The organism is Hathewaya massiliensis, from assembly GCF_902143515.1.
Taxonomy (GTDB): Bacteria; Bacillota; Clostridia; order Clostridiales; family Clostridiaceae; genus Hathewaya; species Hathewaya massiliensis.
On record NZ_CABFVD010000002.1, the window covers coordinates 179,460 to 205,911 of the forward strand.

Below are 26,452 nucleotides of genomic sequence, written 5' to 3' on the forward strand. Positions count from 1 at the left end.
TTGTACCCAAAAATTATTTTTATATTAAAACAGGCAAAACAATATTTTTTACTAGAGAAAAAAATAGTATTACTTACAAACTTAGATGAATAAAATATATTATATGAGGCAACAATTCAGATAATATAAGCGCTCTTTTAAGGAGGACATTTATGGAAAAAAAGAGTTGTATAATATGCAGAAAGCCTCTAAATGATGGTATAATGATAAAGGGAAGAAGAATTTGTTACGAATGTGAGAAGCGACTTGTTAAAGAAGATGTTAATACAGATTTTTATGAATACTTTAAAGATAGAATAAAGAGAAGCATTACACGTTATACGATAAAAGGAGAGGAAAAAAGGTGTGGAGATTACCACTTATAGAGGGTATTAAAGAGTACACTAAGGAAGACAATATCCCATTCACCATGCCAGGGCATAAGGGTGGTAGAGGGTTTCTTCAAAGTGAAGAGGGAAAGAATTTTTGTGAAATTTTATTAAATGGAGATATAACCGAAGTTGATGGTGTCGATAATCTTCACAATGCGGAAGGTATAATAAAGGATTCTCAACAGATGTTGAGTGAGTATTATGGAAGTTATAAATCTTACTACTTAGTAAATGGAAGTACAAGTGGAAATTTGGCTATGATATATTCTACCTTTAATAAAGGGGATAAAATAATATTGGAGAGAAATTGTCACAGGTCCATTTTTAATGGAGTTATAATGAGAGAGTTAAAACCTGTGTATTTAAAGAATAAATTAGATGAGGAATTCAATGCTCCATTCTCTCTATATAGGGAGCATTTTTTAGAAATTATAAAAGAGAATAAAGATGCAAAGGGAATAGTTATAACATATCCCAACTATTATGGGATTTGCATAGACCTTAATGAGATTATAAAGGAAGCTAAAAGATATAATATGAAGGTTTTAGTAGATTGTGCTCATGGGTCGCATTTTGGAGTTATAAATGAGATCCCAGAAAATCCTATAAAATTAGGTGCTGATATGGTTGTTATGAGTTCGCATAAGACCTTGCCAAGTCTTACTCAAACAGCCTATTTACATATTAGAAATTCCGTAGATGTAGACAAGGTAGATTTTTATGTAAGCGCCTTTATGACAACGAGCCCTTCATATCTTCTAATGATGTCTATGGAGTTCGGGAGGTTTTATTTAGAAAAGTATGGTGAAATGGGGTATAAAAATCTTTTAAATACTATATTAGAGTACAGAGAAAAAATAAATAGTATAGAAGGTTTTTTAACCCTTGGGAAAGAGCATATGTATTATAACAGGAAAGATGCCCTAGATACAAGTTTGGATTTAACTAGGTTAGTTATAAAAGTGGATAAGGGGTTAAACTCACATAAGCTTTTAGATTATCTTAGAAAAAATAAAATTCAAGGTGAAATGAGCGATGGAAGGAATGTAATTCTAATTCCAAACGCTTTTAATTTAAGAGAAGACTTTGAATTTCTTTTTAATGTACTTAAGCAATGTGATTTAAAAGATTTAAAAGGAGAAGAGGAGTTAAGTTATTTAGAATATAACATCCCAAGAAGTGTTCTTCAGCCCTTTGAGGTAATGGAAAGAGATAAAACTTTAGTTAGCTTAAAGGAGTCCGTAGGGAAGGTTTGTTCAAAAGCAATAGTTCCATACCCTCCAGGAGTGCCTTTAGTTATGCCTGGAGAAATTATAACAGAAGAAGCAGTAGGAATTATTAATTCATATGTAGATAATAGTAGAACTGTAATGGGTGTATACAATAATGAAGTGTTTATTGTAAAATAGAAAGCTATATTATAATATATAAAGATATAAATATTTAAAAGTATAAATATAAAAGTATAAATATAAAAAAATAAATATAAAATGAAGTGCTTATTATAAAATAAAAAATATTTATAATGAGATACTTATTGTAAAATATAAGATATGTATAAGGAGGTTAAGTGTTCACTATAAAATACACATATAACTTAAACAGTAAAGTACATGAAACATAAGTTGAAGAATAAATATACTATGATGTTAGGAAGGGATTTACCATGGGAAGTAGAGGAATTTTTATAACTTTAGAGGGTGGAGAAGGTGCAGGAAAGACAACACAAATTAAAAGGATAGAGGAATACTTAAATAAAAGTAATATTTCCTACATATCTACTAGGGAACCCGGTGGAATAAATATATCAGAAAAGATTAGAGAACTTATATTAAATAAAGAGAACATCAATATGGATGAAAGAACGGAAGCTTTGCTTTATGCTGCATCTAGAAGACAACACTTAGTTGAGAAGATAATACCTGCTTTAAATGAAGGAAAGGTTGTAATATGTGATAGGTTTATAGATTCTTCCTTAGCCTATCAAGGCTTTGCAAGGGGAATAGGCATAGAAGAGGTTCTTTTAATAAATAATTTTGCTATAGATAGGTATATGCCAGATTTAACTATATATCTAGATATTGAACCTAAGGAAGGGTTAAAAAGAGTTAAAAATAGAAATGAAGAGTTAAATAGATTAGATCTTGAGAGTTTAGAGTTTCATAATAAAGTTAGAGAAGGATATTTAAAATTATTAAAACTTTATCCAAATAGAATAAGAAGAGTTTCAGCAAACACTTGTGAAGATGAAGTTTTTAGTAGTATAAAAGAATTGATAGAAAATTCAATAAAAACAATGTAAATCATAAATAACCACCGTATTTTAAACTTACTAAATTTACAATAATATGATAAAATAGAATATACAATAAACTAAGGGCTTATTAATATAGGGAGGTTGATTTTATGAAATTAGTAATATCTATAGTTCAAGATCAAGATGCCAATGATTTAATCGATGTTTTAACAGATAACGGATACAGAGTTACAAAACTAGCAACAACAGGAGGGTTCTTAAAGGCAGGAAATACTACTTTAATGATAGGTGTAGAAGATGAGAAAGTAGATAACCTAATGGGAGTTATAGAAGAAGTTTGCAAAACAAGAAAACAAATGGTTACATCACCAGCACCAACAGCAGGATCAACAGGGGTTTACATGCCATATCCTGTAGAAGTGAGAATAGGTGGAGCTACTATATTTGTTGTAGATGTTGATAAATTTGCTAAGATCTAATAGAGAGGTTGATTATATGAAATTAGTACTTGCTATTGTACAGGATCAAGAGGCAAATGACTTAATGAGTGCCTTAACAGAAAAGAAATTTAGAGTTACAAAGCTTGCAAGCACAGGTGGATTTCTAAAATCAGGAAATACTACTCTAATGATAGGTTCTGAAAAAGAAAAGGTAGATGAGGTCTTAGACACTATTAAAGCTATTTGCAAGACAAGAGAGCAAACAATAATAGAAGCTCAGTCAATACCGGACATAACAGGTTTCTACCCACAAGAAACAGTAAGCTTAACCTTAGGAGGGGCTACAGTATTTATATTAAATGTGGATAAATTTATGAAGTGTTAAAAGCTATATATTTGATAAATTTATTAAGAATTAAAAATTAGAAAATACAATGTTAAATAAAAAATATGATATTTAATCTAAAGGAGAATTTATATAGATGAGCTTTGGGAATATTATAATAGGACATAAGCCCATGTTAGAAGGGTTAGAAAAATCTATTTATAATAATAAATTTACCCATGCTCATCTTTTTGTGGGAGAAGATGGCATAGGTAAAAGTTTAATTTCAAATAGATTAGGAAGGATTATCTTAGGTTGTGAAGAAAATTCAGAACATGTAGATTTAATACATTGGAAGATAGGTAAAAATAAAAAAAGTCTTGGTGTAGATGATATTAGAACCTTAAATGAAGAGATCAATAAAAAGCCTTATGAGGGAAATAACAAGGTTGTAATAATTTATAATTCCGATAAAATGACAACACAAGCACAAAATGCTTTTTTAAAGACTATAGAAGAACCACCTGCTGGTGTATACATTTTTTTATTATGTGAAAACCTACAATTAATATTAGAAACCATAAAATCAAGGTGTCAAATACATAAATTAAACCCATTAAGCCCTATTGAAATGGAAGAGTTCGTAAGAGGTAAGTATAGTGATTTAAGTGAAGAAAAGATTAAAATTTTAATAGCTTTTAGTGATGGAATTCCAGGAAAAGCAGAAACCTTAGTTTTTGATGAATATTTTAAAAATATGAGAAACACAGTTATAGACTTTTTAACAAAAATTAAGGAATTAGATAAAATTGAAATCTTAGCATATGAAGAAAAATTTATTAAATTTAAAGAGCGGGAAGAGGATTTTTTTCAGTGTTTTATAACCTTTTTAAGAGATGCCATTTTATATAAAGAAGTTGGTAACAAAGAGATTTTAATCAATATGGATAAAATTAACGAGTTAGAGAAGCTATGTAGTATGTTTTCATTTTCCCAATTAAATGATATTATTAAAGTAGTTAGAGAAAGTAGAGATAATCTATATAAAAACCTCAATGCTACATTAGTTTTTAGCACAATGTTACTTAAGATACAGGAGGTATAAGATGGTAAAAGTAATAGGAATAAGATTTAAGAAAGCAGGGAAGATATACTATTTCAACCCTAGTGATATAGATATTAAGCAGGGAGAATTTGCCATAGTAGAAACTGCAAGAGGAATAGAGTTTGGTGAATGTGTAGTGGGGTTAAAAGAAATAAGTGAAAAGGATCTTATTTCACCCTTAAAAGATGTAATTAGAAAAGCTACAGAGGAAGATATAGAAAAACATAAACTAAACAAATCAAGAGAAGAAGAAGCTTTAAAAATATGTACAGAAAAGGTAATAAAACATGAGCTTGATATGAAGCTTATTGATGTAGAATATACCTTTGATAATAATAAAATAATTTTTTACTTTACTGCTGAAGGTAGGGTGGATTTTAGAGAACTTGTAAAAGATCTTGCAAGTATATTTAAAACAAGAATTGAATTAAGACAAATAGGTGTAAGGGACGAAGCTAAAATGATAGGTGGACTTGGCCCATGCGGAAGACCTCTTTGTTGTTCAACTTTTCTTGGAGAATTTGCACCAGTTTCAATAAAGATGGCAAAAGATCAAAGCTTATCTTTAAATCCTTCTAAAATATCAGGTATATGTGGAAGATTAATGTGTTGTCTTACTTATGAAGATGAGGCATACGTTAAAATAAGAGAAAAAATGCCTAATGTGGGTTCTATTGTTAAAACTGTTTTTGGAGAATGTGAAGTAGTAGGCAATAATATTATAAAAGAATCTGTTAAAGTAAAGGTTAAAATAGATGATGAAGATACTATAAAAGAAATAAAAATAAATGAAGTAGAATTGGTATCTGGTAAGTATATGTCCGAAGATAATTATGATGTTATAAAGCTTGAAATAGAGAGTGAAGACGATAGTAGAATACTAGGAGATATATTAGAAGAAGAAAAATCTAAGGTAAAGGTAAAAGAGGTATTTAAGGAGAATTAGGGGGAAAATTCATGAAGGCCTTAATCAAAGTACACGGAATAAACACAGCAAAGGATATAAATAATATAAAAATAGCTATAACTAGTAACGAAGGAATAATAGCATGCCAAATATCTAGGAAAAAAGGTGAAGTTGAAGTAATCTATGATAATTACTTTTTAAATAAAGATAAGATAATAGAATCTATAGAAGATATAGGCTATACTGTTTTATTGTGTAGTTAAGATTGATATCTTTCCTCCTATAGTAAATATTTTAAATTCCTCATTTTTCTTTTCGATGTACAAGTTTTCATTAGAGGATAAAACAATAGAGAATATACATTAACAAAAATGTAGATAATATTAATGAAAACACATTGAAAGGGGAAATAAAAATGAAGAGAATAGCAGTAGAAAAAGGCTTATCTACGGTTACAAATTATCTTCAAAGTGAAGGATACAATGTAAGGGAATTTGACGACAGGCAAAAAACAGCTAAAAACTTTTTAAATAAATTCGAAGCTGTAATAGTTAAAGGTGAGACTAATAATGCAATGGGCATACAAGATACTATAACAAAATCTAGTATTATAAATGCGCATGGTTTAACACCAGAAGAAATAAAAGATAGAATAGAAATGAAATAAAAATAAAAGTAAACTAGGTAAAATTAAAATATAAATAAACCAAAAGTAAAATTGTTTTAACATATAGGTCTCTTTAAGTAGATTATTAAAAATCAACTTAGAGAGGCTTTTTATTTTTTATCGTAAGAAAAAGTTGCTACAGAAATTAGGTATTTAAATAATAATTATAAAAATTTATGAAAATAAGGTATAAATATAGGTAATATGGCAAAAATTTAATATGAAGGTAATAAAATTATAATCGGTTTTGAGAGGAGAGATTTTAAAGTGAAAAGAAATAAAGGTATAGTATTAGTAAGTACTATAGTAGTTGTGTTACTTGGACTTTTTTTAGGTTTAAAGTTTATAAATAAGCCTGAAAATAAAGCAGAAGGAAATGCTAAGAATATGAAGGTAGCTGGAGAGAATAAGAAAAAAGAAGAAGAAAAGGATAATTTCTTATCTCAAAGCTTAAGAGAAGAAAAGGGAAGAAAACAGAAAGAAGAGGATGAAGATCGTCTTAAAGAACGAGAAGAAGATACATTAAAGGAAGAAAAAAGTTTAAAAGAAGATAAAAAAGATGAAGAAGATTCAAAGACTACTAATGCAAGAGGAATAGAAGTTTACGATGATAAATATGTAGTTAAAAAAGGAGATACTTTATTTAGTATAGCTAAACAGTATTTTGATAACGATAACCTAAATAAAGCTGTAGTGTTAATAAAAGAAATAAACAATATGGATAATATGGCTATAATAAAAGATGGCGATAAGCTTTTAATTCCGACGGAAAAGAACTTAAAAGAAGAAAAGAAACAAAATAAAGAAAACATAAAAGAAGAAAAAGATACTAGAGATACTCATAAAGAAAATAAAGAAGATACAGAAGATAAGGATAAGAAAAGAGATTCAAAAGATGAGAAAGAAACTTCTTCTAAAGGAAAAGCTTATATAATTAAAAAAGGAGATACTTTAACAGCAATTGCTAATGAAAAAATGGATTGGTGTAAGAGTAACGAAGCTATTAAACTTTTAATAGAAAACAATGATTTAAAAGATGCTAATGATATAAAAGAAAATCAAAAAATTTATATACCTTTACAAAAATAAATAAAGTTTTTGAAATTTCTATAAAGGCTCTTTAAATTTTTAATCTAAAGAGCCTTTATAATTTTAAACTATAGGCATAAATATATAAATATAAATACATAAACATAAACGTAAATATAAATATAAATATATAAACATATAAATGCAAATATAAATACAAATATAAATACAAATATAAATACAAATAATATAAAAAAATGCTGACATTAAGTCAGCAAGTAAAATTATTGGGTGTTTTGGGTAATCTCTTATTTTTAATTATTTATTTTTATTTGCTATTTCAGCAATTTCATTCCATTTTGACATGATATATTCATATCCTTTTTTAGAGTGAGGAATTAAACAATTTGTACAATTTTTAATTCCATTTTCAGTGAATGTGAAGTTTCCTCCACATTTAGAACCTAAGGTATAAAGTGGACAATAACAAAACAAGCAATTAAAATCTTTATCATCTTTTACCTTATGACAAGGAAAGTATTCACAATCTTTATGTTGAAAAAACTTATAATTTTCACTCATAATTAAAAGCCTCCTTTTATGGTATACCTACAGTATAGTTTAATCAGTTTCTTTAATCAATCCCTTCCTATAGGCACAAAGAAGCATCATAAGATCAGTGATTTGTTGCTGAATGTCTTTTCCTTTGTCTGTGTCTTCTACCCTTTTTCTCTCTAAGTTAGCTTCTAATACAATGGTAGAAGATAAAATATCTTTTTCTTCTTCTATAGCTTTTTGTATGGATTCAAAGGGCTCATGTGAAACTAATATTAGTCCATAAGAGTTATATATCAGTGTATAACCAGCTATACCGGTTTCAGGTTGATATGCCTTTGAGAATCCACCATCAATAACTAATAGTTTACCATTAGCTTTAATTGGACTTTCACCTTTTTTAGTTTTAACAGGTACATGTCCATTTATAATATGAGAATCTTTTGGGTCTAAGCCAAATTCTATTAGAATGTTATTACATAAATCTTCATTATCTCTTAACAAGAAATAAGGATTTTTCTTTTCTTTATGAGTTTCTTTTTCTTTAACAAAATATCTTTCAAAGGTTGTCATCTTATCCTTGCCAAATAAAGGAGAATTTTCTCCACACCATAGATACCACATTGTATCTAATCCATAGAGATTCTTAATTGGATCTTTCTTGTTAAAGTAAGCTTCTCTAGCCAGTCTGTCACATCTATTAAGAAGAGCCTTGCTTTTATAAACTTTTCCATTGACTTTTACCTCTTTAAAAGATCCATCCTCGTTTAAAGGAATACAACTATGGAATAGTAGGTTAGAGTTAGTTTTTAAGTAAAGAGCTCCTTTTGCATATAAAAAACTTATGTGCTTTTGAAGCTTTTCACTGTTACTAAAGTAAAACTTAAACTTCTCCACAATTTCTTTTTCTTCCTCTGTAAGTTTATAAGGGTCCTTTGGATCAATGGTAGGAAAGTTAGTGTCTAATAATTCATAAGTCTTTCCATATAACTTTATAGTACCTTTTTCATAGTCTATATTGTTTAAGCAAAGTCTATGATGCATATCATAGTGAGGCCTTCTTTTAATTATTTCACCTTCAAGTTTAAATTGAATAATACTGATAGCCTTGTGCATTTGTGATATTAGCTTAAGATCTTTTTCCCTATAAACTTCTTCATCCCCACAGATCTTTGGCATAAATGCAACACAAGGGTCGTTTTCATAGACATCCATTGCAAAAGTTGCAAGGGGTAATAGATTTATACCATATCCTTCTTCTAAGGTTTTAAGGTTGGCATATCTTGCAGCTATCCTTATAACATTTGCAATACAAGCTTCCGAACCAGCAGCAGCCCCCATCCATAAAATATCGTGATTTCCCCATTGTATATCTACGGAATGATGCTTCATTAGAGCATCCATAATAATATGAGGTCCTGGACCTCTATCGTATATATCACCTAAAATGTGAAGACTATCAACAACCAACCTTTGGATTAATTTGCATATTGCAATTATAAACTCATCCGCTCTATCGATATAGATAATTGTTTTTATGATTTGGCTGTAATACTCTTGCTTATTTTTAACAGTTTCATGCTCATGTAAAAGTTCTTCAATAATATAAGAAAAGTCCTGTGGTAGAGCTTTTCGTACCTTCGATCTAGTATATTTTGAAGATACATTACGGCATATTTCAATTAGTTGATATAAAGTTACTTTGTAAAAATCCTCCATTTCAACTTCTGAATTCTTTATTATCTGAAGCTTTTGTTCTGGATAATATATCAAAGTTGCAAGAGTCTTTTTTTCACTTTCTCTAAGTGAATTTCCGAAGATATCATTAATCTTTCTTTTAATAACTCCTGAAGCATTTCTAAGTACATGTGTAAATGCCTCGTGTTCCCCATGAATATCTGTTAAAAAGTGCTCAGTACCTTTTGGAAGATTTAATATAGCCTGTAAGTTTATTATTTCCGTACATGCAGAAGCTATATTAGGATACTGGCCTGATAATAACTTTAGATATTTTAAATTTTTCTCCAAGGTACATAGGCTAATTTCTTCCATTGCAAAACTCTCCTCTTATATTGATAAGTGATGACAAAAATATAATAACATATATGATATACTATATCAATAAAAATTTAAAAATAGTCTAACATATAAAATTATATATTGTATTTATAATATATCAATATGACGAAGGTAGGGGTAATGTACTACTTTTTATAAAGAATATTTAAATATTCTTTGAATTTGTTTGTGCTTAATTATATAAGTTTTCATTATAAAGATAGGGCATACCTAAAGATTTAACCTTTAAATTAAATATTATTAGTTCACTAAAGATTAGTTTTCAGCTTAAACTAAGGGTATTATAGAAAAATTATAATTTTTTTAAGAAAATTTTTATAAAGTGAATATATTTTTATATAGTGGTTATAATTACTAATGTAAGAGATGCATTATATATATTATATAAAGCCCTTATAATCCCTCAATCCCCTTATAAATTTAATATAACTTAGAAAATCCCCCTAAATTTTTTTAAGTTATATGTATCCCCCATAACTAAATATTTTAAACTCCCCAAGGTATCTCAAAGTATGAACTTTGAGATACCTTATGCTTTTATTTAAGGCTGTGTTAGATATTTTCATCTAACACAGCCTTATGTTAATCATTATTTTTTTATTAAAAGCTTTGTTAGACAATTTTGTTGATATGATGGTTACGTAATCACCTATGAACAAGTTTTTAGAATTTTATTATTTTTATAGTAAATATTACGTTAAAAAGCTTTTAATGTTTGAGTATAGCGAGTTTTAAAACTTTAGTAATATTTACGGAAGAAATAATAGAAATTCTTAAGGTAGTGAATTAGTGATGAAGTGACTTTCATATCAACATTGTATCTAACAGAAACTTGTTTAAAAAATAATATTTACAAGATTATATATTCCAGTAGTTATAAAACAAACTATCATAGCTATAGCTGTAGGCATTAAAACAGAAAATAAAGTCCATTTTCTGCTTCCTGTTTCTTTTTTTATGGTTAACACTGTAGTGGCACAAGGAAAATGAAGTAGTGCAAATATCATGGTATTTAATGCTGTAAGGTAAGTCCAACCATTTTGAGTTAGTATATTTTTAAGTTCACCTAGGCTTTCAAAGTCTACCATGGTGCCTTTTGACATATAGCACATTATTAATATAGGAAGAACGATTTCATTAGCAGGAAATCCAAGTATGAATGCCATTAATATAAATCCATCTAGTCCCATAGCTTTAGCTAGGGGGTCTAAAAAGCTAGATACATGTCCAACTATACTTAAATCTCCAATATATACATTGCTTAAAATATATGTTATAACTCCAGCTGGTGCAGCAACCATTATAGCTCTTCCTAAAACAAAAATAGTTCTATCTATTATAGAGGTATATATTACTCGTCCTATTTGTGGTTTTCTGTAAGGTGGTAATTCTAAAGTAAAGGTTGAAGGAACTCCTTTTAATAAGGTCTTAGATAATATATAAGATACTAGTAGTGTTATTACTATGCCAAGTATTATTAAGCCAGTTATAATTAAAGCGGATACAAAGGAATTTGAACCTCCTGCGACTTTCGAACCAAAAAAAATAGATGAAATAGCAATTAAAATAGGAAACCTTCCATTACAAGGCACAAAATTATTTGTAAGTATAGCAATTAATCTCTCTCTAGGGGAATCAATTATTCTTGCAGAAATAACTCCAGCTGCATTGCAACCAAATCCCATACACATGGTTAAACATTGTTTTCCATGGGCACAAGCTTTTTTAAATGCATGATCTAAGTTAAAGCATATCCTAGGCAAATATCCTAAATCCTCAAGTAGAGTAAATATTGGAAAGAATATTGCCATAGGGGGTAACATTACAGATATTACCCAAGCTAAAGTCCTATAAAGGCCTAAAACTAAGACTCCATGTAAAGCTGGAGGGGCATTTAGTTTTTGAAATAGTATAGTAAGCTTATCTTCTAACTTAAATAAAAAGGTAGCTAAAAGTTCAGAAGGATAATTAGCACCTTCTATAGTGATCCATAGTACACCAGCCAATAATAATAGCATTAGTGGTATTCCCCACCTTTTAGAGGTTACTATATCATCAATTTTTTTCTGAGAGTGAAGCTTTGATTCTTTAGTTTCTATGCAATCAGGTAAAATTTCCTCAACATTTGAGTAGATGTCTTTAACTATATCTTCTCTAAATCCATCTTCTTTATTTTCTCTAAGCTGTTTTACTTTTTCTAAGGTTAGCTTTAGTTTCAAATTTTTTTCCTCATTTAAGGTAGCCATTAGAAACCTCCTTTTAAATTTCTCTAGTCATATTAAAGAATATTATTTAATTTCAGCTGGGTATAGTAAAAAATGTTACTTAATTTCAGCTAGGTATATTAAAAAATATTAGCTAATATCAATATTTTGATTAAGGTATTTAGAAATAGATTCTAATATAGATTTATCACCATCTAATAGTCTTAAGGCGAGCCAGTCAGTGTTAATGCTGTTTTCAAATACTTCTGATAAGTCTTTTGAAATTTCCTGAACTTTCTCTTCTGTTTCACTTCTATATTTAATTTTTCTTGGTTTAGGTATATTCTCACCTAAGGCAACATCGTATATGTTCTTTTTTAGCTCATTCATACCTTTATTACTTCTAGCTATGGTTGGAACAACGGGAATCCTAAGTTTATTCTGCAGAGTTTCTACATGGATTTTAATATTCTTCTTTTTAGCTTCATCCATTAGGTTAAGGCATGCAACAACTCTAGGGGTTATTTCTGTAATTTGAAGTAATAAATTAAGGTTTCGTTCAATACAAGTGGCATCTAGTACAACAACTGTAACATCAGGCCTACCAAAGCAAATAAAATCTCTAGCTACAATTTCTTCTACAGAACTTGCAAGAAGTGAGTAAGTTCCAGGTAAGTCTACTACTATAAAATTTTTATCATTAAAGGAGTATTTCCCTTGAGTATTTGTGACAGTCTTACCAGGCCAATTTCCAGTATGCTGACGTAAACCTGTAAGAGAATTAAAAACTGTACTTTTTCCAGTGTTAGGATTTCCAGCTAAGGCAATCACTAAATCATCCTCATTATCTTTTTCTACATTGAATAAATCCTTTAAAGCTTCTTTAGATGTAGATGAATAAGTTAATCCCATAAAATCACCTCAATATTATTTGATTCTTCACATCTTAAGGCTATACAACTACCCCTTATTAAAAATGCAGTGGGATCCCCAAAAGCACTTCTTCTTAGAACTTCTACAATAGTGCCTTCCACTAAGCCTAGATCTAAGAGTCTTTGTTTTGAAAAACCTTCAGAATGAACTTTAACTAATTTAGCTCTTTTTCCTACCTCAATTTCACTAAGTTTTACAATGTTTTCTTTCATTTTCAACCTCCTTTATATTTTTTATAACTTTCTTTAGTTTTTTTATTATATATAGATTTCTATTAATTAAGAGTTTTTTATTATAGGTTACTTTAGCTTTTTTTGAGCTCATAAGCGGACTAAAAGCAAAGTATACTTCATACTATGGAATGTGATATATAAACGTTACAGTTTACTAAAAAATCTTTTAGTAATAATTTTATTAGGAAAATATTTTAGAGATGAAATAATCACAGATTAAAATAAAAATTCATAATATAGGTATGGAAAGAACTTAAACGTAAGGAGATTTAGAATGGATTTTTATAATGATAACTACTTTGATGAATTTTTTGAAACAATGGAGGGCTATATGGATGAAGGAGATGGCAGAGGGTTCGATGATAATGTAGGATATAGACAAATGCCAATGCCACCAAGTCCACCTATGCAACCACAAGGAGGATCGTATCCACCAGCAGCACCACCAAAGAATGCACCACTAAAAGCTGAATCACAAAAATCTTTATCAAATCAACCTGGTGGAAGAAATATATGCAATTGTTTCAATAGATACACATATGTTTGGCTTAGAGATGGAGGGGCATTCTGGATATGGCTTGTAGCTGTTTATGATACCTATATAATTTGTTATAGATGGAATGGTTCTAGATGGGTATCTGCTCAAATAGCAAAAAGAAGAATAGATTTCTTTATATGCTAAACTTGTAATATAAATAAGACCATGTATAAACGAGAATTTAATTTTCGATTTATACATGGTTTTTTATTTATAAAGACTATTAATTAGGTTTTTGATTACAAATCTTCTTATTGGCAATATTCTTAGATGGGAACTTGTTGAAATACATAGGTTTACAATACTTTTAACATAAATTTAAAATTTATTTAACATAAAAAAGAAATTTAAAGCAACAGTGAGTTAGTTTAAGATAACGGGAAATAATGATGACTAATGGTCAGTAATATAATATTGACTATTAGTCATTAAATTGTATAATAATAATTGTTCTAAAAAAAGTGACTGTTAGTCAATACCCAGGACATGGAATATAAAGAGGGTTTATCATGGATTGGGGTTCTTATAAAAGTTTATATTTATATACGTAGTTTTGGTAAAAGTAAATTGAAAGGTGATTATATGGATATGACTACTAAAAAAACAGTGTCACAAAATAAAAAAAGAAAGGAAACTGATCTTTTTCAGGCGGCATATGAGCTTTTTTCAACTAAAGGGTTTAATGATACCTCTATAGATGACATAGTAAAAAAAGCTGGTGTTGCAAAGGGAACTTTTTATCTTTATTTTAAAGATAAATTTGATATTATAAATAAAATTATTTTAAAAAAGAGTTCTTCACTTATTAAAGAAGCTTTAGAAAAGACAGAGGAACAAGGTATAGAGTCCTTTGTTGAAAAGATAATATACTTCACAGATTATATAATTGAATACTTTAAAGAAAATAAAATAATTTTAAAAATTATAAATAAAAACTTCTCTTGGGGTATTTATAGAAGAGCCTTAGCAGATTCTAAGCAAAATGAAGAAATGTTTAAAATTGTAAGTACTTTTATGGAGAATGTAGAAGAAGCAGGTTTAGACCCAGCAGATGCTGAAAAGACTTTATTTATAGTAATAGAATTAATTGGAGCAGTTTGTTATTCTTCTATTATTTTAGGAGAGCCTGACAGCATTGATAATATGAAACCAATTTTATTTAATGCTATAAGAAAAATATTAAATTAATAAAGGAGTGAAATGTGTATGAGGAAATTTGGAGAATTAATAGTAAAACATAGAGTTTTAGTAATAATTATCTCAGTACTACTTTTAATACCTTCATTTTTAGGATTTGTAGGAACAAGGGTAAACTATGACATTTTAAGTTATCTTCCAGAAGAACTAGAAACCATGAGGGGACAAAAAATAATGGAAGAGGAGTTTTCAACAGCGGGTACAGGAATGCTTATGGTAAAGAATATGCCCTCTAAAGATGTAGTTAAATTAAAAGAAGAAATCGATAAGGTTAAGGGTGTAAATAAGACTATATGGGTAAGTGACGTAATGGATACAAGTATTCCAAAGGAAATGATACCTGAAAAGTTTAAAAGTATGCTTTATTCAAAAGATACTACACTTATTCTTATAAAATTTGATGAAAACTCTGCATCAGGTGAAACTTTCGATGCAATTAATGATATAAAGAAAATTACAGGGAAAAAGGCTTTTCTAGCAGGTATGTCATCTATAATTCACGATACTAGAGAGCTTTCAGAAAAAGAAACGGCATTTTATGTATTTATAGCAGTTGTATTTGCAATAATAGTTTTAACACTTTCGATGGAATCAACCATAGTACCATTTATATTTTTATTAGGAATAGGATTCCCAATAGCATATAACTTCGGAACAAATTATTTCCTAGGTGAGGTTTCATATATAACTAAGGCCTTAGCAGCTGTACTGCAATTAGGGGTAACCATGGACTATTCAATATTCTTACTTCATAGATATGAGGAAGAAAAATCAAAAAATAGTAATAGGGAAGAGGCTATGTCAGAAGCTATTGCAAGTACATTTGTATCAATTGCAGGAAGTTCACTTACAACTGTAGCAGGTTTCTTAGCACTATGTACTATGCAACTTGGACTTGGAAAAGATATAGGACTAGTTATGGCAAAGGGTGTTGTGCTTGGAGTATTATCCACAGTAACTACATTACCAGCTTTACTTATGTTCTTTGATAAGCCTATACACAAATTTACACATAGGACAATGTTACCAGAGTTTAATAAGGTTTCAAACTTTGTAGTAAAACATCATAATATTTTAGCTATAGTGTTTGCATTATTATTTGTACCATTTATATATGCACAAAGTAACACAGATGTATATTACAATCTAGATGAGACACTGCCAAAGGATTTAGATTCTATAGTAGCAACAAATAAACTAAAAGAAGATTATAATATGACTTCAACCAACTTTATTATAATTGATAAAAAAGTACCATCATATAAAGTTAAAGAAATGATTGGAAAGATAGAAAAGGTAGACGGAATAGAAAAAGTTTTAGGATATGACGACTTAATTGGAGCTGCTGTTCCAGAAGAGTTTATACCAAAAGATATTAAAGAGATATTTAAAAAAGGAAATCATAGTTTAATTATTGCAAACTCAAAGTATAAGGCAGCAAGGGACGAGACTAATGCACAGATTGAAGAAGTAAATAAAATTATTAAATCTTACGATAAAAATGGAATCATAGCAGGAGAAGGACCTCTTACAAAGGACTTAATTGAAATAGCAGACAAAGATTTTAAGAGCGTTAATATTTCTTCAACCATAGCTATATTTGCCATAATATTAGTTGTATTTTCATCTTTAACAATACCAATAATTTTAGTACTAGCTATAGAACTTGCAATTTTCATTAACTTAGGAATACCATACTTCACAGGTACAGAGTTACCATTCATTGCAAGTATAGTAATTGGAACTATTCAATTGGGTGCAACTGTTGACTATGCAATATTAATGACAAGTAGATTTAAAGAAGAGTTAGAAAATGGATTTGATAAATTTGAGGCCATGAGAATATCCATAAAAGAAAGTTCAAAATCAATAATTACAAGTGCACTTACATTCTTTGGTGCAACCATAGGTGTATATGCAGTGTCAAAAATGGAACTTATAAAAAGCTTATGTTTTTTAATGGCTAGGGGAGCTATTATAAGTATGTTCTCAATAATAGTTATGTTACCTCCTTTACTAATAATATTTGAAAAGGTAATATCAAAAACTACAAGAAATTGGAATAAATCATCTAAGAAAAATAGTAAAGAGCAATTAGCATAGAAATTTGAGGAGAGGTGTTTAATATGGATAAGATGTCAAAGAAAGTAGTTAGTTTAGTAGTATTAGGAACAATGCTTGGAGGACAAGTTGTTTATGCAACCTCTAACACACAAGAGGGGAATTTACATGATAAAATAAAAAAAGATGAATCTGTATACGTAACTTTAACAGAAAAAGGTGAAGTTAAAGAAAAAATAGTTAGTGATTGGATTCATTCAGATAAAGCTAATATTGAAATTAAAGATAAATCAGAATTAAAAGATATTGAAAATGTTAAAGGTGATGAAAAGCCTGAGACTAATGGTGAGAGCCTAGTTTGGAAAACAGATAAAAACGATATATATTATAGAGGAAAAACAGATAAAGAATTACCACTTGATGTTAAGCTTACTTATGAGTTAGATGGAAAAGAAGTTAGCCCTAAAGATATAGTGGGAAAATCAGGTAAGCTTAAAATAACCTTAAAAGTTATAAACAAGGATGCTCATAAAGTTACGGTAAAGGGAAAAGAAAAGACAATATATACTCCATTTTCATCAGTTTCTGTAATAAACTTACCTCTTGATAACTTTACAAATGTAAAGGTAAATACAGGAGAAGTTATATCAGACGGTAATAATCAAGTAGTTACTTTTATATCTTTACCAGGAATGAAAGAAAGTCTTGACTTAGATGAGAATACTTTAGATGTAGAACTAAAAGATACCTTAGAACTTACTTGTGATACAAAAGACTTCCAAATGGGACCTATTATGGTTACTGCAACTGCAAAGTTACCAGAGGAATTAAAAGAAGTTAAAGAAGCTAAAAATATAGACGAATTAACAGATGGATTAAATAAAATGAAAGATGCTGGAGATAAACTTGTTGATGGAACATCAAAATTATCTGAAGGTGCAAAATTAATGTCAGATAAAATTGCACTACTTAACTCAGCATATTCAGGATTAGATGCAGGAATATCTACAGTAAATTCAGGATCAAGGAAATTATACGAAGGTGCAAATAAATTATCAACTGGAACTTCAATGTTATCAAAAGAAGTTAACAACATAGAAATTCCAGATATGAATGGAATGAAAAACCAAGTTAACACACTAGGAGAAGGAATATCTCAAGTAGATGCTGGGGCAAATCAACTTGCAAGCAAGTTACCAGAAATGCAACAAGGTACAGGCAAATTATTAAATGGTGCAAAACAAGTTAATGGTGGATTAGATGGTGTTAACAAAGGATTAAATGACTTATATCAAGGACAATTAAAACAAGAAGAGGCTATAAAACAGTTAGTTCAAGGTATTACTCAAATGGAAGGACTTATAGCTTCTATGCCAGAAGGGCAACAAAAGGAAATACTAAAAGGTGGACTTGCAAAGCAAAAAGCTGCATTACAACAAATTCAAACTGAAGCAGTAGGTGGAACAAAACAAGGTATTCAAAAGTTACAAGGTGGAGTATCACAAATTAAAAAAGGCATGGATAATGCAGATCCTAATAATCCTGGATTAGTACAAGGATTAAGTGTTATGAACACAAAGATTCCAGAAGCTGTTGAAGGAAGCAAGAAATTAGCTCAAGGTACAACTCAGTTAAAACAAGGATTTGCCAAGGGAATGGCAGCTATAGATGAAAAATTAAAAGCTGTTGATCCAAGCAAAATAGTAATGTTAAAAGAAGCAACTAAACAGTTAGATGCTGGAGCAAATGAACTTAAAAATGGATTAGGACAATTATCATCAGGTTCAGATAAATTAAAAGATGGTTCAAGCAAAATGACTACAGGAATTTCAGCTTTAAAAGATGGAAGTAGTACTTTAGCAGAAAAATCAGGAGAACTTAAAGATGGAATGGCTAAGTTTGATGAAGAAGGAATAAAAGAAATGGATAATAAACTTGGCTCTAAGGTAAGAGATGCAGAAGATATATTAGCTACAAAAGATGAAGTAGTAAAACTTGGTGAGAACTATAAGACCTTTGCAGGTGCTGGAGAAGAGATGGAAGGATCAGTTAAGTTCATAATGAAAACTGATGAAATAGAAAAGAAAAAAGAAGAGAAGAAAGAAGAAGTTAAAAAAGAAGAAAAAGGATTCTTCCAAAAAATAGCTGATTTCTTTAAAGGAAAAGAAGAAAAATAATTAAGCTTATATCTATACACAAGATATAGAATATATATATATTAATATATTAAGTATTTTAATATATTAAGGCACCCTTCATATTTGGATTTCAATCTTTAGAGATTGGGATCCATTTTTTTTCATACCCTTTGTGAACCTTATTAATAGAGATTGTCACACCTGTTGATTTAGCAACTTCATTATATTTATAGTGTAATATGGTAGTGTAGAGTAAAGGAATTTTTAAAACTGTATTTTGATTTTGTGCACTTTTATAACCCTTAATATGATAAAATAGTAATTTGTAAGATATTATATTTTGGAGAGGATTTAATATGGGATTTTTAAGAGAAGATGAAACCTTAGAGGATTTACAATTAAATGGATTAAAACTTATACAAAAAAAAGATGGCTTTAGGTTTGGCGTAGATGCTGTACTTCTAGCTAATTTTGCAAAGGTTAAAAAAAATGGAACAGTAATAGATTTATGTTCAGGCACTGGCATAATACCTTTTATTTTAGCAGGAAAAACAGAGGCTAAGAAAATAACAGGAATAGAAATACAAGAAGATATGGTGGAGATGGCTAAGCGTTCAGTAGAATTTAATAATTTAAATGAAAGAGTACAATTTATTAATAAGGATCTTAAAGATAATAAAGGGATGAAATCTTTAGATAAAGTAGATGTAGTTACGGTAAATCCGCCTTATAAACTTGCAAATTCAGGCATATTGAATCCAAAGGATAAGATGGCAATTGCAAGACATGAAGTCTGCTGTACCCTTGAAGATGTAATAAAAACTTCAAGAACTTTACTTAAGGATAATGGAAGATTATTTATGGTACATAGACCAGAAAGACTTGTGGATATATTAAGTCTTATGAGAGAATACAAAATAGAACCAAAGAGAATTAGAATGGTTCATCCTAATGTTAAAAAAGCACCTAATATAGTTTTAATAGAAGGGCAGAGGGATGGAGGCAAGTTCTTTAAATGGGAAGATCCATTATATGTTCATAATGAAGATGGAAGCTATACAAAAGAAATAAATGATATTTACAATTCAATCTCGTAATAAGACTTGATTTTGCATGGAATACTTAAATTAATTAATTTATATAGATCACTAAAAAGATTTTAATAAAAGAAGGGATGATTTTAGTGGGAAAACTTTATTTAGTTCCAACTCCAATTGGAAATTTAAAGGATATAACTTTAAGGGCCTTAGAGGTATTAAAAGAGGCAGATTTTATTGCTAGTGAAGATACTAGAGTTAGTTTAAAACTATTAAATCATTTTAACATAAAGAAAACCTTAATAAGTTATCATAAACACAATGAACAGGGAAAAAGTGAAGATATAATTTCATTATTAAAAGATGGAAAAAATATTGCCATAATAACCGATGCAGGTACACCAGGCATATCAGACCCAGGAAGTGTTATAGTGTCTAAATGTATAGAAGAGGGTATCCCTTTTGAAGTATTGCCAGGAGCTACAGCCATAACCACAGCCTTAGTATATTCAGGGTTAGATACCACTTCGTTTTTATTTAAAGGGTTTTTACCTAGAGAAAATAAGGATAGAAAACCTATTTTAGAAGAACTTGAACCTAGAAAAGAAACCTTAATATTTTATGAAGCTCCTCATAGACTTAGAAATACCTTAGAGGCTATATATGAAGTTCTAGGAAATAGAAATATAGCTTTGTGTAGGGAACTTACTAAGTTACATGAAGAAATTTTAAGATATACTCTAGAAGAAGCCATAGAATATTATAAGGAAAATGACCCTAGGGGAGAATATGTTTTAGTACTAAGTGGAAAAAGTCAAGAGGAAATTAAAAAAGAAAAAATGTCAGCATGGGAAGACTTAACTATAGAAGAACATATTAAAATGTACATAGAACAGGGCTTAAACAAAAAAGATGCAATAAAAAAAGTAGCAAAAGACAGAGAAATGCCTAAAGGGGAAGTATATAAATATTCTATTGATCTATAGATAGGATAATAAGTTCTAAGTTTAAGAGGGATAAAAGTCTTTTCTAAAGCTTAGAATTTTTTTTATTCTTATATAAACAAGTTTTTTTTCTAATAAGGTGCTATAATAGGAATATATAATTAAACAATGAAATTTATGATATATAAATAGATAGAATTAATTATCTATCAAATGTTAGAGTTCATTATGTATAAACAGAGTTCTTGGGTTCAGAGGGAGTATTAGAACTGATACCCATAGTATAAAACAATAAGTTGGGAGGAATTGGAATGAACAAGAAAATTTTGTCCATAGTGGTTGTTGCAACAATAATAAGCACATTAAGTACCCCAGTGTTTGCAAACCCTGCACAAAATTCATCAAACAATGGAACACAAAAAATAAGTAAAATTAACATAGAAAATAATAAAGCAGAATATGAAAAAGCTATAAAAGAAGTTCAATCCTTAGAAACAGAGATTGAGAAATTTGATAGTAAAATTCAAGATATGATTATTAAAATAGATCAAGCAAACAACAGCATAGAGCTTACAAATGAAAAAATGGCTAAGTCGAGAAGCCAAATAGAAAAGGCAAAAGCTGAAATTTCAGCAGAACAAGAGGTATTCCAAAAAAGAGCTAAGAGCTTATATATGAATGGAACAGATAACTATATAGAGATTATATTAGAATCAAAAGGGGTTCATGACTTTATAGCTAGAATAGAAAATGTAAGATCCATTGTAAAATTAGATAGAGAAGTAATGGGAAAATTAAGAGAAAAACAAGAAATAATAGAGCTAAATCAAAAGAAATTAGAAGAAGATAAAAATAATTTAATAATCCTAAAATCTACTATAGAAAAAGACTTAACTGAAGTTAAAAGATCAAAAGCTCTTCAAGAACCCCTAATTAAGGAAGCAAATAAGAAGAAAGATATGTATGGAGATATAATTTCTCAATATCAAGCTCAGTTAGCAGAAAATCAAAGAAAAATTGAGGAAGAAAATAAAAGGCTTAAAGAAGTTGCAAAAAATCAAAATGCAAGTAATACGAGTACAAGTTCAAACAATAGAGAAGACTCATCTTCACGCTCAAATGCTGTAAAAGATAATGTAGGAAAATCAACATCTAACAATAATCAAAACTCAAGTAATACTAAAGGATCAAGTAGTAATCAAAATTCAAATAATAACTCAAGTTCAGATGGTACAAGCTTGAATAATAATGGAAGCTCCAATAATAGTAAACCAAAACCTAAACCACAAGTTGAAAAAGAAAAACCATCAAGAGGTGATGGAAAGGTACCATCATCAGGAGGTTTAGGACAAAGCGCAGTAAGGGAAGCACTAAAATATCAAGGGATTCCATATCTTTGGGGAGGAACAACACCTTCGGGTTTCGATTGTTCTGGATTAATGCAGTACGTATATAGAAGCTTGGGAGTTGACATTGGTAGAAGTACCTATGATCAAATTTATAGTGGATATTCTGTATCAAAATCAGACTTGCAGCCAGGAGATTTAGTGTTTTTCGGAAGTGCTTCAGCACCACACCATGTTGGAATGTATATAGGTGGAGGACAATATGTGCATGCTCCAAGAACTGGTGATGTAGTTAAAATATCTAGCTTAGGATATAGGGGAGATTATTGCGGTGCAAGAAGAATTGGTAATTAAAAAATAGGCTAAATAATGTATTTAACAAAAAGTTCAAAACTTCTTTAATACCTATAATATCAACAATAGAAAAGCTTTAAAGTTGTTCTATTATAGTAAAATTAAGCATAAAGCTATATTTTTTGTACAAAAAGTGTTATAATGAAAAAAGATTTATTTTATTTTTAGGAGGGATTAGGGTGCATAAGAAAATTACGTCACTTATAGTTGCAGTGACAATAGTAGGGACTTTGACTGTACCAGTATTTGCAACTCCAGCAGGGGAACAGGACAATATAATTAAAAGTCAAAAAGAACAAATAAATAAGAACAAATCAGAAATGGATAAAAATAAACCTGAATATGAAAAAGCCTTAAAAGAAGTACAGGCTATAGAAAGTGAAATAGAGAAGCTTGATAATAAGATTGAATCAATGATGATGAAAATTGATGACACAAATAAAAAAATAAATTCTACAAACGAAAAAATCAATTTATCTCAAATGGAACTTGATAAGTCTTTAGCCGATATGAAGGAAGAACAAGAAGTATTCCAAAAAAGAGCAAAGAACTTATATATGAGTGGAACTGATAGTTACTTAGAAGTTATACTTGATTCAAAGGGGTTACATGATTTTATATCTAGAATAGAAAATTTAAGAGCCATTGCAGAGCTTGATAAAAAGATAATGGGTGAATTAAAAGATAAGCAAGCAAAAATAGAAAAAAGAAAGCAAGAGTTGGAAACAGAAAAACAAAACCTGTTTAGTTTAAGATCTGGAATCGAAAAAGATTTAAACAGTGTTAAAGAAGATAAAAAGAAACAAGAGCCATTAATAAAACAGGCTAATGAAAAGAAACAAAAGTATGAAAGTATAATAAGTACATATGAAGCTAGAATAAAAGAAAGCCAAGATAAGATAAAAGAAGCAGAAAGAAGAAAAAATGAAATATTAAATCCAGTTGTTCAAAGACCTTCAAGAGGTGGGGACTATTCAAATGTAGAAGTTCCAAATGCAGGACCAGTAGCTCAACGTGCTGTACAACTTGCATTACAATATCAAGGAGTTCCATATGTTTGGGGTGGAACAACTCCAGGAGGATTTGATTGTTCTGGTTTAGTGCAATATGTATATGGAAGATTAGGGGTTGGAATAAGTAGGGTAACTACAAGTCAAATAAACGAAGGTGTTCCAGTATCCAAGTCACAATTACAACCAGGGGATTTAGTGTTCTTTGGTAGTGCTTCGGCTCCACACCATGTTGGAATGTATATAGGTGGAGGACAATATGTGCATGCTCCGAGAACTGGAGATGTAGTTAAGGTAGCTAACTTAGGATATAGAGGAGATTATTGTGGTGCTAGAAGAGTAGCATATTAGAATTTTTAAATCTAAAAAATCAAGAGAATGTATATAAAATTAAAAGAGCACTAAACTACAGTGCTCTTTTAATTTGCTACTATTTTTCAGTTTTTAGTTCTCCTAAGCAGTTTGTACATATGTTCTTACCTTTATAGTTTAATACGTCCCTTGCATCTCCACAGAATATACAAGCTGGCTCATATTTCTTTAAAATTATTTGGTCACCATCTACATAAATTTCAAGGGCATCCTTTTCAGCTATATCCAATGTTCTTCTTAATTCTATTGGAATAACTATTCTCCCTAATTCGTCTACTCTTCTTACTACACCTGTTGATTTCATATAAAACTCCTCCTTTATTCTTATATAACAATATTCGACTTTAATTTAAGAAATAACTATAAATATGACACATAAGGTCAAAAAAGCTATTTTAAATATGTTTTATTAAGTGACAAAATACACTTAAAATTCCATCTATAGTTAATATACTACCAAATAATGCAAATGTCAATAACTAATTATAAAAGTTACAAAACTTTATCATTAAAGTAAAACTGTGATAAATCAAGCTGTTAATAGAGTTTTAATAAAGTATTAAAAGAATTTTAAATAGAATTACCATAAATAAGTACATAAAAGTATTATGATATATATTGTCGAAAAGTTTGTACACATATATTCATATATTTACATATAAAATAATTGGTTGAAATTATAACTATAAATTATTAAGTTTTAATTAAGAATTACAAATAAGCATATGACATTAGCTTTAATGGAATTATTTTAAATTATTGCCTTATTTATAAATATTATTCTTCTATATAAGTTATACTTAATTAATGTAAGTTTTTATAAATTATCTAGGAAAACAATAGAATAGCTTAGAAAACCTTATTTAAGTAAGTGGAGGACCTTTCTTATTATTTTAAAAAAGTAAATAAAGAAGGTAGGAAAATATAGAGTAGTAGGCAAAATATCTTTGTCGTTACTTTTAGCAAAGCAAATAAAATTTTAAATATAGAACTGTATTAAATAAAAATATACAATGGTATTAAATAAAAATACATGGTATAGTATCTTTGTAAATAAAATAAATAGGAGGTTTCTTATTATGAAAATTTTTATTGATACTGCAAACGTAGAAGAAATAAAAAAAGCAGCAGCTTTTGGTATATTAGATGGAGTAACAACTAATCCATCTTTAATAGCAAAAGAGGGAAGAGATCTAAAGGAAGTTATAGAAGAAATCTGTTCCATAGTAGATGGTCCAATAAGCGCTGAGGTAATTAGCTTAGAAGCAGAAAAAATGGTTTCAGAAGGTAGAGAACTTGCTAAGCTACATAAAAATATAGTAATTAAAATACCAATGTGTGAAGAAGGATTAAAAGCAGTTAGTGTACTTTCAAAAGAAGGAATAAAAACTAATGTAACTTTAATATTCTCAGCACAACAAGCTTTACTTGCAGCTAAAGCAGGAGCTACATTTGTAAGTCCTTTTGTAGGAAGATTAGATGACATTGGAAATGGTGGAATGCAAATTATCAGTGATATAGCAGATATATTTGATATGTACGGAATAGAAACAGAAATCATATCAGCAAGTATAAGAACTCCAATGCATGTTTTAGAGGCTGCAAAGGTTGGATCTCATATTTCTACAATACCATATAAGGTAATAATGCAAATGATAAAACATCCATTAACTGATATTGGTATAGAAAAGTTTTTAGCAGATTATGAAAAATCAATGAAATAAAGAGAGTTCTTATTTTTAGAGGAGATATGTGCTCATCTAAAAATAAGAAATGCTTATCTATATATCTAGCGACCATATACTTTTACTTTGAGGAACATGGTAGTCTTAGAGTGGGTAGCTAGGTGTTAAGCATAGTTTTTGCTTTAGAGGGAGTTCTTACTCCCCCTAAGGCTTAGAAAGCCTTATCTATACCTTATACTCTTCTTAGTATTACTTAAAAAAGAAAGAATGGTCTAAAGAACTAGGGGCTTATAACTTCTTATCCAGAGATATAGCTACTCTTTTCTCCCACCTTAAAAAAGCAGAGAGTCCAAATCTTCGATTCGGTAGGAATTAATTTCACAGAGGGCGATGGGAGTATTAGAGGGATAGTCATGGCACAAACCTATTTTACAAAAAAATGATTTATTTTATACAAATACTTTCATTGATATTACATTAAATGACATTTAATTCAACATGTTATCCACAAGCAAATTGTGGACAATGTGTATAAGTATACATATAAAGATTAATCATATGGAGGAAATCCTTAATATTAAAATAATATAGAAGTTGTCCACATAATATATAAAGTTATCCACATAATTGTGAATAACTTTATTGTTTATAGGATAAATAAATAA

At 29.2% G+C, this 26,452-nt stretch carries 25 protein-coding genes; 19 read left to right on the plus strand and 6 right to left on the minus strand.

What is annotated here, in order from left to right; all coding sequences use genetic code 11:
- The first annotated feature begins 152 nt into the window (after positions 1-152).
- The 10 genes from FNZ64_RS06075 (at position 153) to FNZ64_RS06120 (ending at position 7,161) form a co-directional block, all read left to right on the plus strand.
- A complete protein-coding gene (locus FNZ64_RS06075; RefSeq protein WP_142413956.1) occupies positions 153-365 on the plus strand; it encodes a sigma factor G inhibitor Gin in 213 nt (70 codons plus the stop codon).
- Positions 344-1,780 (plus strand): aminotransferase class I/II-fold pyridoxal phosphate-dependent enzyme, encoded by a 1,437-nt coding sequence (locus FNZ64_RS06080; RefSeq protein ID WP_142413957.1) that lies wholly within the window; start codon positions 344-346, stop codon positions 1,778-1,780. The genes FNZ64_RS06075 and FNZ64_RS06080 overlap by 22 nt, the downstream gene beginning before the upstream one ends.
- Positions 1,781-2,037: 257 nt before the next feature.
- Complete coding sequence (gene tmk, locus FNZ64_RS06085; protein WP_142413958.1) at positions 2,038-2,673, plus strand: dTMP kinase; 636 nt, start codon at positions 2,038-2,040, stop codon at positions 2,671-2,673.
- Between the two features lie 104 nt (positions 2,674-2,777).
- Positions 2,778-3,107, plus strand: coding sequence for a cyclic-di-AMP receptor (locus FNZ64_RS06090; protein ID WP_142413959.1), 330 nt, complete (start codon positions 2,778-2,780; stop codon positions 3,105-3,107).
- Between the two features lie 16 nt (positions 3,108-3,123).
- Positions 3,124-3,453, plus strand: a complete 330-nt coding sequence (locus FNZ64_RS06095) for a cyclic-di-AMP receptor (protein WP_142413960.1) — start codon at positions 3,124-3,126, stop codon at positions 3,451-3,453.
- Positions 3,454-3,550: 97 nt separating this feature from the next.
- The gene (locus FNZ64_RS06100) at positions 3,551-4,498 is read left to right on the plus strand and encodes a DNA polymerase III subunit delta' (protein WP_142413961.1); all 948 of its coding nucleotides are present in this window, start codon (positions 3,551-3,553) and stop codon (positions 4,496-4,498) included.
- 1 nt (position 4,499) lies between these two features.
- Positions 4,500-5,444, plus strand: a complete 945-nt coding sequence (locus FNZ64_RS06105; RefSeq protein WP_142413962.1) for a PSP1 domain-containing protein — start codon at positions 4,500-4,502, stop codon at positions 5,442-5,444.
- 11 nt (positions 5,445-5,455) lie between these two features.
- Positions 5,456-5,668 carry a heavy-metal-associated domain-containing protein gene (locus FNZ64_RS06110; protein ID WP_142413963.1) on the plus strand — a complete coding sequence of 71 codons (213 nt, stop codon included), beginning with the start codon at positions 5,456-5,458 and terminating at the stop codon, positions 5,666-5,668.
- 152 nt (positions 5,669-5,820) lie between these two features.
- A complete protein-coding gene (locus FNZ64_RS06115; RefSeq protein WP_142413964.1) occupies positions 5,821-6,072 on the plus strand; it encodes a YkuS family protein in 252 nt (83 codons plus the stop codon).
- Between the two features lie 267 nt (positions 6,073-6,339).
- Positions 6,340-7,161, plus strand: a complete 822-nt coding sequence (locus FNZ64_RS06120; protein ID WP_142413965.1) for a LysM peptidoglycan-binding domain-containing protein — start codon at positions 6,340-6,342, stop codon at positions 7,159-7,161.
- A gap of 258 nt (positions 7,162-7,419) precedes the next feature.
- Here the strand turns inward: FNZ64_RS06120 and FNZ64_RS06125 are convergent, their stop codons facing one another.
- The 5 genes from FNZ64_RS06125 to FNZ64_RS06145 all read right to left on the minus strand — a co-directional run bounded on the left by FNZ64_RS06125 (position 7,420) and on the right by FNZ64_RS06145 (position 13,084).
- Positions 7,420-7,683 (minus strand): cysteine-rich small domain-containing protein, encoded by a 264-nt coding sequence (locus FNZ64_RS06125; RefSeq protein WP_142413966.1) that lies wholly within the window; start codon positions 7,681-7,683, stop codon positions 7,420-7,422.
- A gap of 39 nt (positions 7,684-7,722) precedes the next feature.
- The gene (locus FNZ64_RS06130; RefSeq protein WP_142413967.1) at positions 7,723-9,708 is read right to left on the minus strand and encodes a fructose-1,6-bisphosphatase; all 1,986 of its coding nucleotides are present in this window, start codon (positions 9,706-9,708) and stop codon (positions 7,723-7,725) included.
- A gap of 863 nt (positions 9,709-10,571) precedes the next feature.
- On the minus strand, positions 10,572-11,981 hold the full coding sequence (locus FNZ64_RS06135; RefSeq protein ID WP_142413968.1) for a nucleoside recognition domain-containing protein: 1,410 nt from the start codon (positions 11,979-11,981) through the stop codon (positions 10,572-10,574).
- 108 nt (positions 11,982-12,089) lie between these two features.
- Positions 12,090-12,851, minus strand: coding sequence for a FeoB small GTPase domain-containing protein (locus FNZ64_RS06140; protein WP_142413969.1), 762 nt, complete (start codon positions 12,849-12,851; stop codon positions 12,090-12,092).
- The gene (locus tag FNZ64_RS06145) at positions 12,842-13,084 is read right to left on the minus strand and encodes a FeoA family protein (protein WP_142413970.1); all 243 of its coding nucleotides are present in this window, start codon (positions 13,082-13,084) and stop codon (positions 12,842-12,844) included. Before FNZ64_RS06145 ends, FNZ64_RS06140 begins: the two co-directional genes overlap by 10 nt.
- 295 nt (positions 13,085-13,379) lie before the next feature.
- Here FNZ64_RS06145 and FNZ64_RS06150 point away from each other — a divergent pair, with 295 nt between their 5' ends.
- The 8 genes from FNZ64_RS06150 (at position 13,380) to FNZ64_RS06185 (ending at position 24,081) form a co-directional block, all read left to right on the plus strand.
- Positions 13,380-13,787, plus strand: coding sequence for a hypothetical protein (locus FNZ64_RS06150; RefSeq protein ID WP_142413971.1), 408 nt, complete (start codon positions 13,380-13,382; stop codon positions 13,785-13,787).
- Positions 13,788-14,225: 438 nt separating this feature from the next.
- The gene (locus tag FNZ64_RS06155) at positions 14,226-14,831 is read left to right on the plus strand and encodes a TetR/AcrR family transcriptional regulator (protein WP_142414132.1); all 606 of its coding nucleotides are present in this window, start codon (positions 14,226-14,228) and stop codon (positions 14,829-14,831) included.
- Between the two features lie 18 nt (positions 14,832-14,849).
- Complete coding sequence (locus FNZ64_RS06160; RefSeq protein WP_142413972.1) at positions 14,850-16,943, plus strand: efflux RND transporter permease subunit; 2,094 nt, start codon at positions 14,850-14,852, stop codon at positions 16,941-16,943.
- A 23-nt stretch (positions 16,944-16,966) separates the two neighbouring features.
- A complete protein-coding gene (locus FNZ64_RS06165; protein ID WP_142413973.1) occupies positions 16,967-19,078 on the plus strand; it encodes a hypothetical protein in 2,112 nt (703 codons plus the stop codon).
- A gap of 317 nt (positions 19,079-19,395) precedes the next feature.
- Complete coding sequence (locus FNZ64_RS06170) at positions 19,396-20,136, plus strand: tRNA1(Val) (adenine(37)-N6)-methyltransferase (RefSeq protein ID WP_142413974.1); 741 nt, start codon at positions 19,396-19,398, stop codon at positions 20,134-20,136.
- Positions 20,137-20,213: 77 nt separating this feature from the next.
- On the plus strand, positions 20,214-21,062 hold the full coding sequence (rsmI, locus tag FNZ64_RS06175) for a 16S rRNA (cytidine(1402)-2'-O)-methyltransferase (RefSeq protein ID WP_185903696.1): 849 nt from the start codon (positions 20,214-20,216) through the stop codon (positions 21,060-21,062).
- A 269-nt stretch (positions 21,063-21,331) separates the two neighbouring features.
- Entirely contained in the window at positions 21,332-22,720 is a 1,389-nt protein-coding gene (locus tag FNZ64_RS06180; protein WP_207705514.1) for a C40 family peptidase, read from the plus strand.
- Positions 22,721-22,899: 179 nt separating this feature from the next.
- A complete protein-coding gene (locus FNZ64_RS06185) occupies positions 22,900-24,081 on the plus strand; it encodes a C40 family peptidase (RefSeq protein WP_142413975.1) in 1,182 nt (393 codons plus the stop codon).
- A 79-nt stretch (positions 24,082-24,160) separates the two neighbouring features.
- Here FNZ64_RS06185 and FNZ64_RS06190 read toward each other — a convergent pair whose 3' ends face one another.
- Entirely contained in the window at positions 24,161-24,406 is a 246-nt protein-coding gene (locus FNZ64_RS06190) for an AbrB/MazE/SpoVT family DNA-binding domain-containing protein (RefSeq protein WP_142413976.1), read from the minus strand.
- Positions 24,407-25,181: 775 nt separating this feature from the next.
- On the opposite strand from FNZ64_RS06190, the gene fsa reads away from it, so the two are divergent.
- Positions 25,182-25,826: a fructose-6-phosphate aldolase gene (gene fsa / locus FNZ64_RS06195; RefSeq protein WP_142413977.1), complete on the plus strand. Its 645-nt coding sequence runs from the start codon at positions 25,182-25,184 to the stop codon at positions 25,824-25,826.
- The last annotated feature ends 626 nt before the right edge of the window (positions 25,827-26,452 follow it).

Bases quoted from the DNA above. Each gene is read 5' to 3' on its own strand.
- FNZ64_RS06075 (WP_142413956.1), top strand. From the start codon at position 153: ATGGAAAAAAAGAGTTGTATAATATGCAGAAAGCCTCTAAATGATGGT.
- tmk (WP_142413958.1), top strand. From the start codon at position 2,038: ATGGGAAGTAGAGGAATTTTTATAACTTTAGAGGGTGGAGAAGGTGCA.
- FNZ64_RS06090 (WP_142413959.1), top strand. From the start codon at position 2,778: ATGAAATTAGTAATATCTATAGTTCAAGATCAAGATGCCAATGATTTA.
- FNZ64_RS06095 (WP_142413960.1), top strand. From the start codon at position 3,124: ATGAAATTAGTACTTGCTATTGTACAGGATCAAGAGGCAAATGACTTA.
- FNZ64_RS06100 (WP_142413961.1), top strand. From the start codon at position 3,551: ATGAGCTTTGGGAATATTATAATAGGACATAAGCCCATGTTAGAAGGG.
- FNZ64_RS06105 (WP_142413962.1), top strand. From the start codon at position 4,500: ATGGTAAAAGTAATAGGAATAAGATTTAAGAAAGCAGGGAAGATATAC.
- FNZ64_RS06110 (WP_142413963.1), top strand. From the start codon at position 5,456: ATGAAGGCCTTAATCAAAGTACACGGAATAAACACAGCAAAGGATATA.
- FNZ64_RS06115 (WP_142413964.1), top strand. From the start codon at position 5,821: ATGAAGAGAATAGCAGTAGAAAAAGGCTTATCTACGGTTACAAATTAT.
- FNZ64_RS06125 (WP_142413966.1), bottom strand. From the start codon at position 7,683: ATGAGTGAAAATTATAAGTTTTTTCAACATAAAGATTGTGAATACTTT.
- FNZ64_RS06130 (WP_142413967.1), bottom strand. From the start codon at position 9,708: ATGGAAGAAATTAGCCTATGTACCTTGGAGAAAAATTTAAAATATCTA.
- FNZ64_RS06135 (WP_142413968.1), bottom strand. From the start codon at position 11,981: ATGGCTACCTTAAATGAGGAAAAAAATTTGAAACTAAAGCTAACCTTA.
- FNZ64_RS06140 (WP_142413969.1), bottom strand. From the start codon at position 12,851: ATGGGATTAACTTATTCATCTACATCTAAAGAAGCTTTAAAGGATTTA.
- FNZ64_RS06145 (WP_142413970.1), bottom strand. From the start codon at position 13,084: ATGAAAGAAAACATTGTAAAACTTAGTGAAATTGAGGTAGGAAAAAGA.
- FNZ64_RS06150 (WP_142413971.1), top strand. From the start codon at position 13,380: ATGGATTTTTATAATGATAACTACTTTGATGAATTTTTTGAAACAATG.
- FNZ64_RS06155 (WP_142414132.1), top strand. From the start codon at position 14,226: ATGGATATGACTACTAAAAAAACAGTGTCACAAAATAAAAAAAGAAAG.
- FNZ64_RS06160 (WP_142413972.1), top strand. From the start codon at position 14,850: ATGAGGAAATTTGGAGAATTAATAGTAAAACATAGAGTTTTAGTAATA.
- FNZ64_RS06165 (WP_142413973.1), top strand. From the start codon at position 16,967: ATGGATAAGATGTCAAAGAAAGTAGTTAGTTTAGTAGTATTAGGAACA.
- FNZ64_RS06170 (WP_142413974.1), top strand. From the start codon at position 19,396: ATGGGATTTTTAAGAGAAGATGAAACCTTAGAGGATTTACAATTAAAT.
- rsmI (WP_185903696.1), top strand. From the start codon at position 20,214: ATGATTTTAGTGGGAAAACTTTATTTAGTTCCAACTCCAATTGGAAAT.
- FNZ64_RS06180 (WP_207705514.1), top strand. From the start codon at position 21,332: ATGAACAAGAAAATTTTGTCCATAGTGGTTGTTGCAACAATAATAAGC.
- FNZ64_RS06190 (WP_142413976.1), bottom strand. From the start codon at position 24,406: ATGAAATCAACAGGTGTAGTAAGAAGAGTAGACGAATTAGGGAGAATA.
- fsa (WP_142413977.1), top strand. From the start codon at position 25,182: ATGAAAATTTTTATTGATACTGCAAACGTAGAAGAAATAAAAAAAGCA.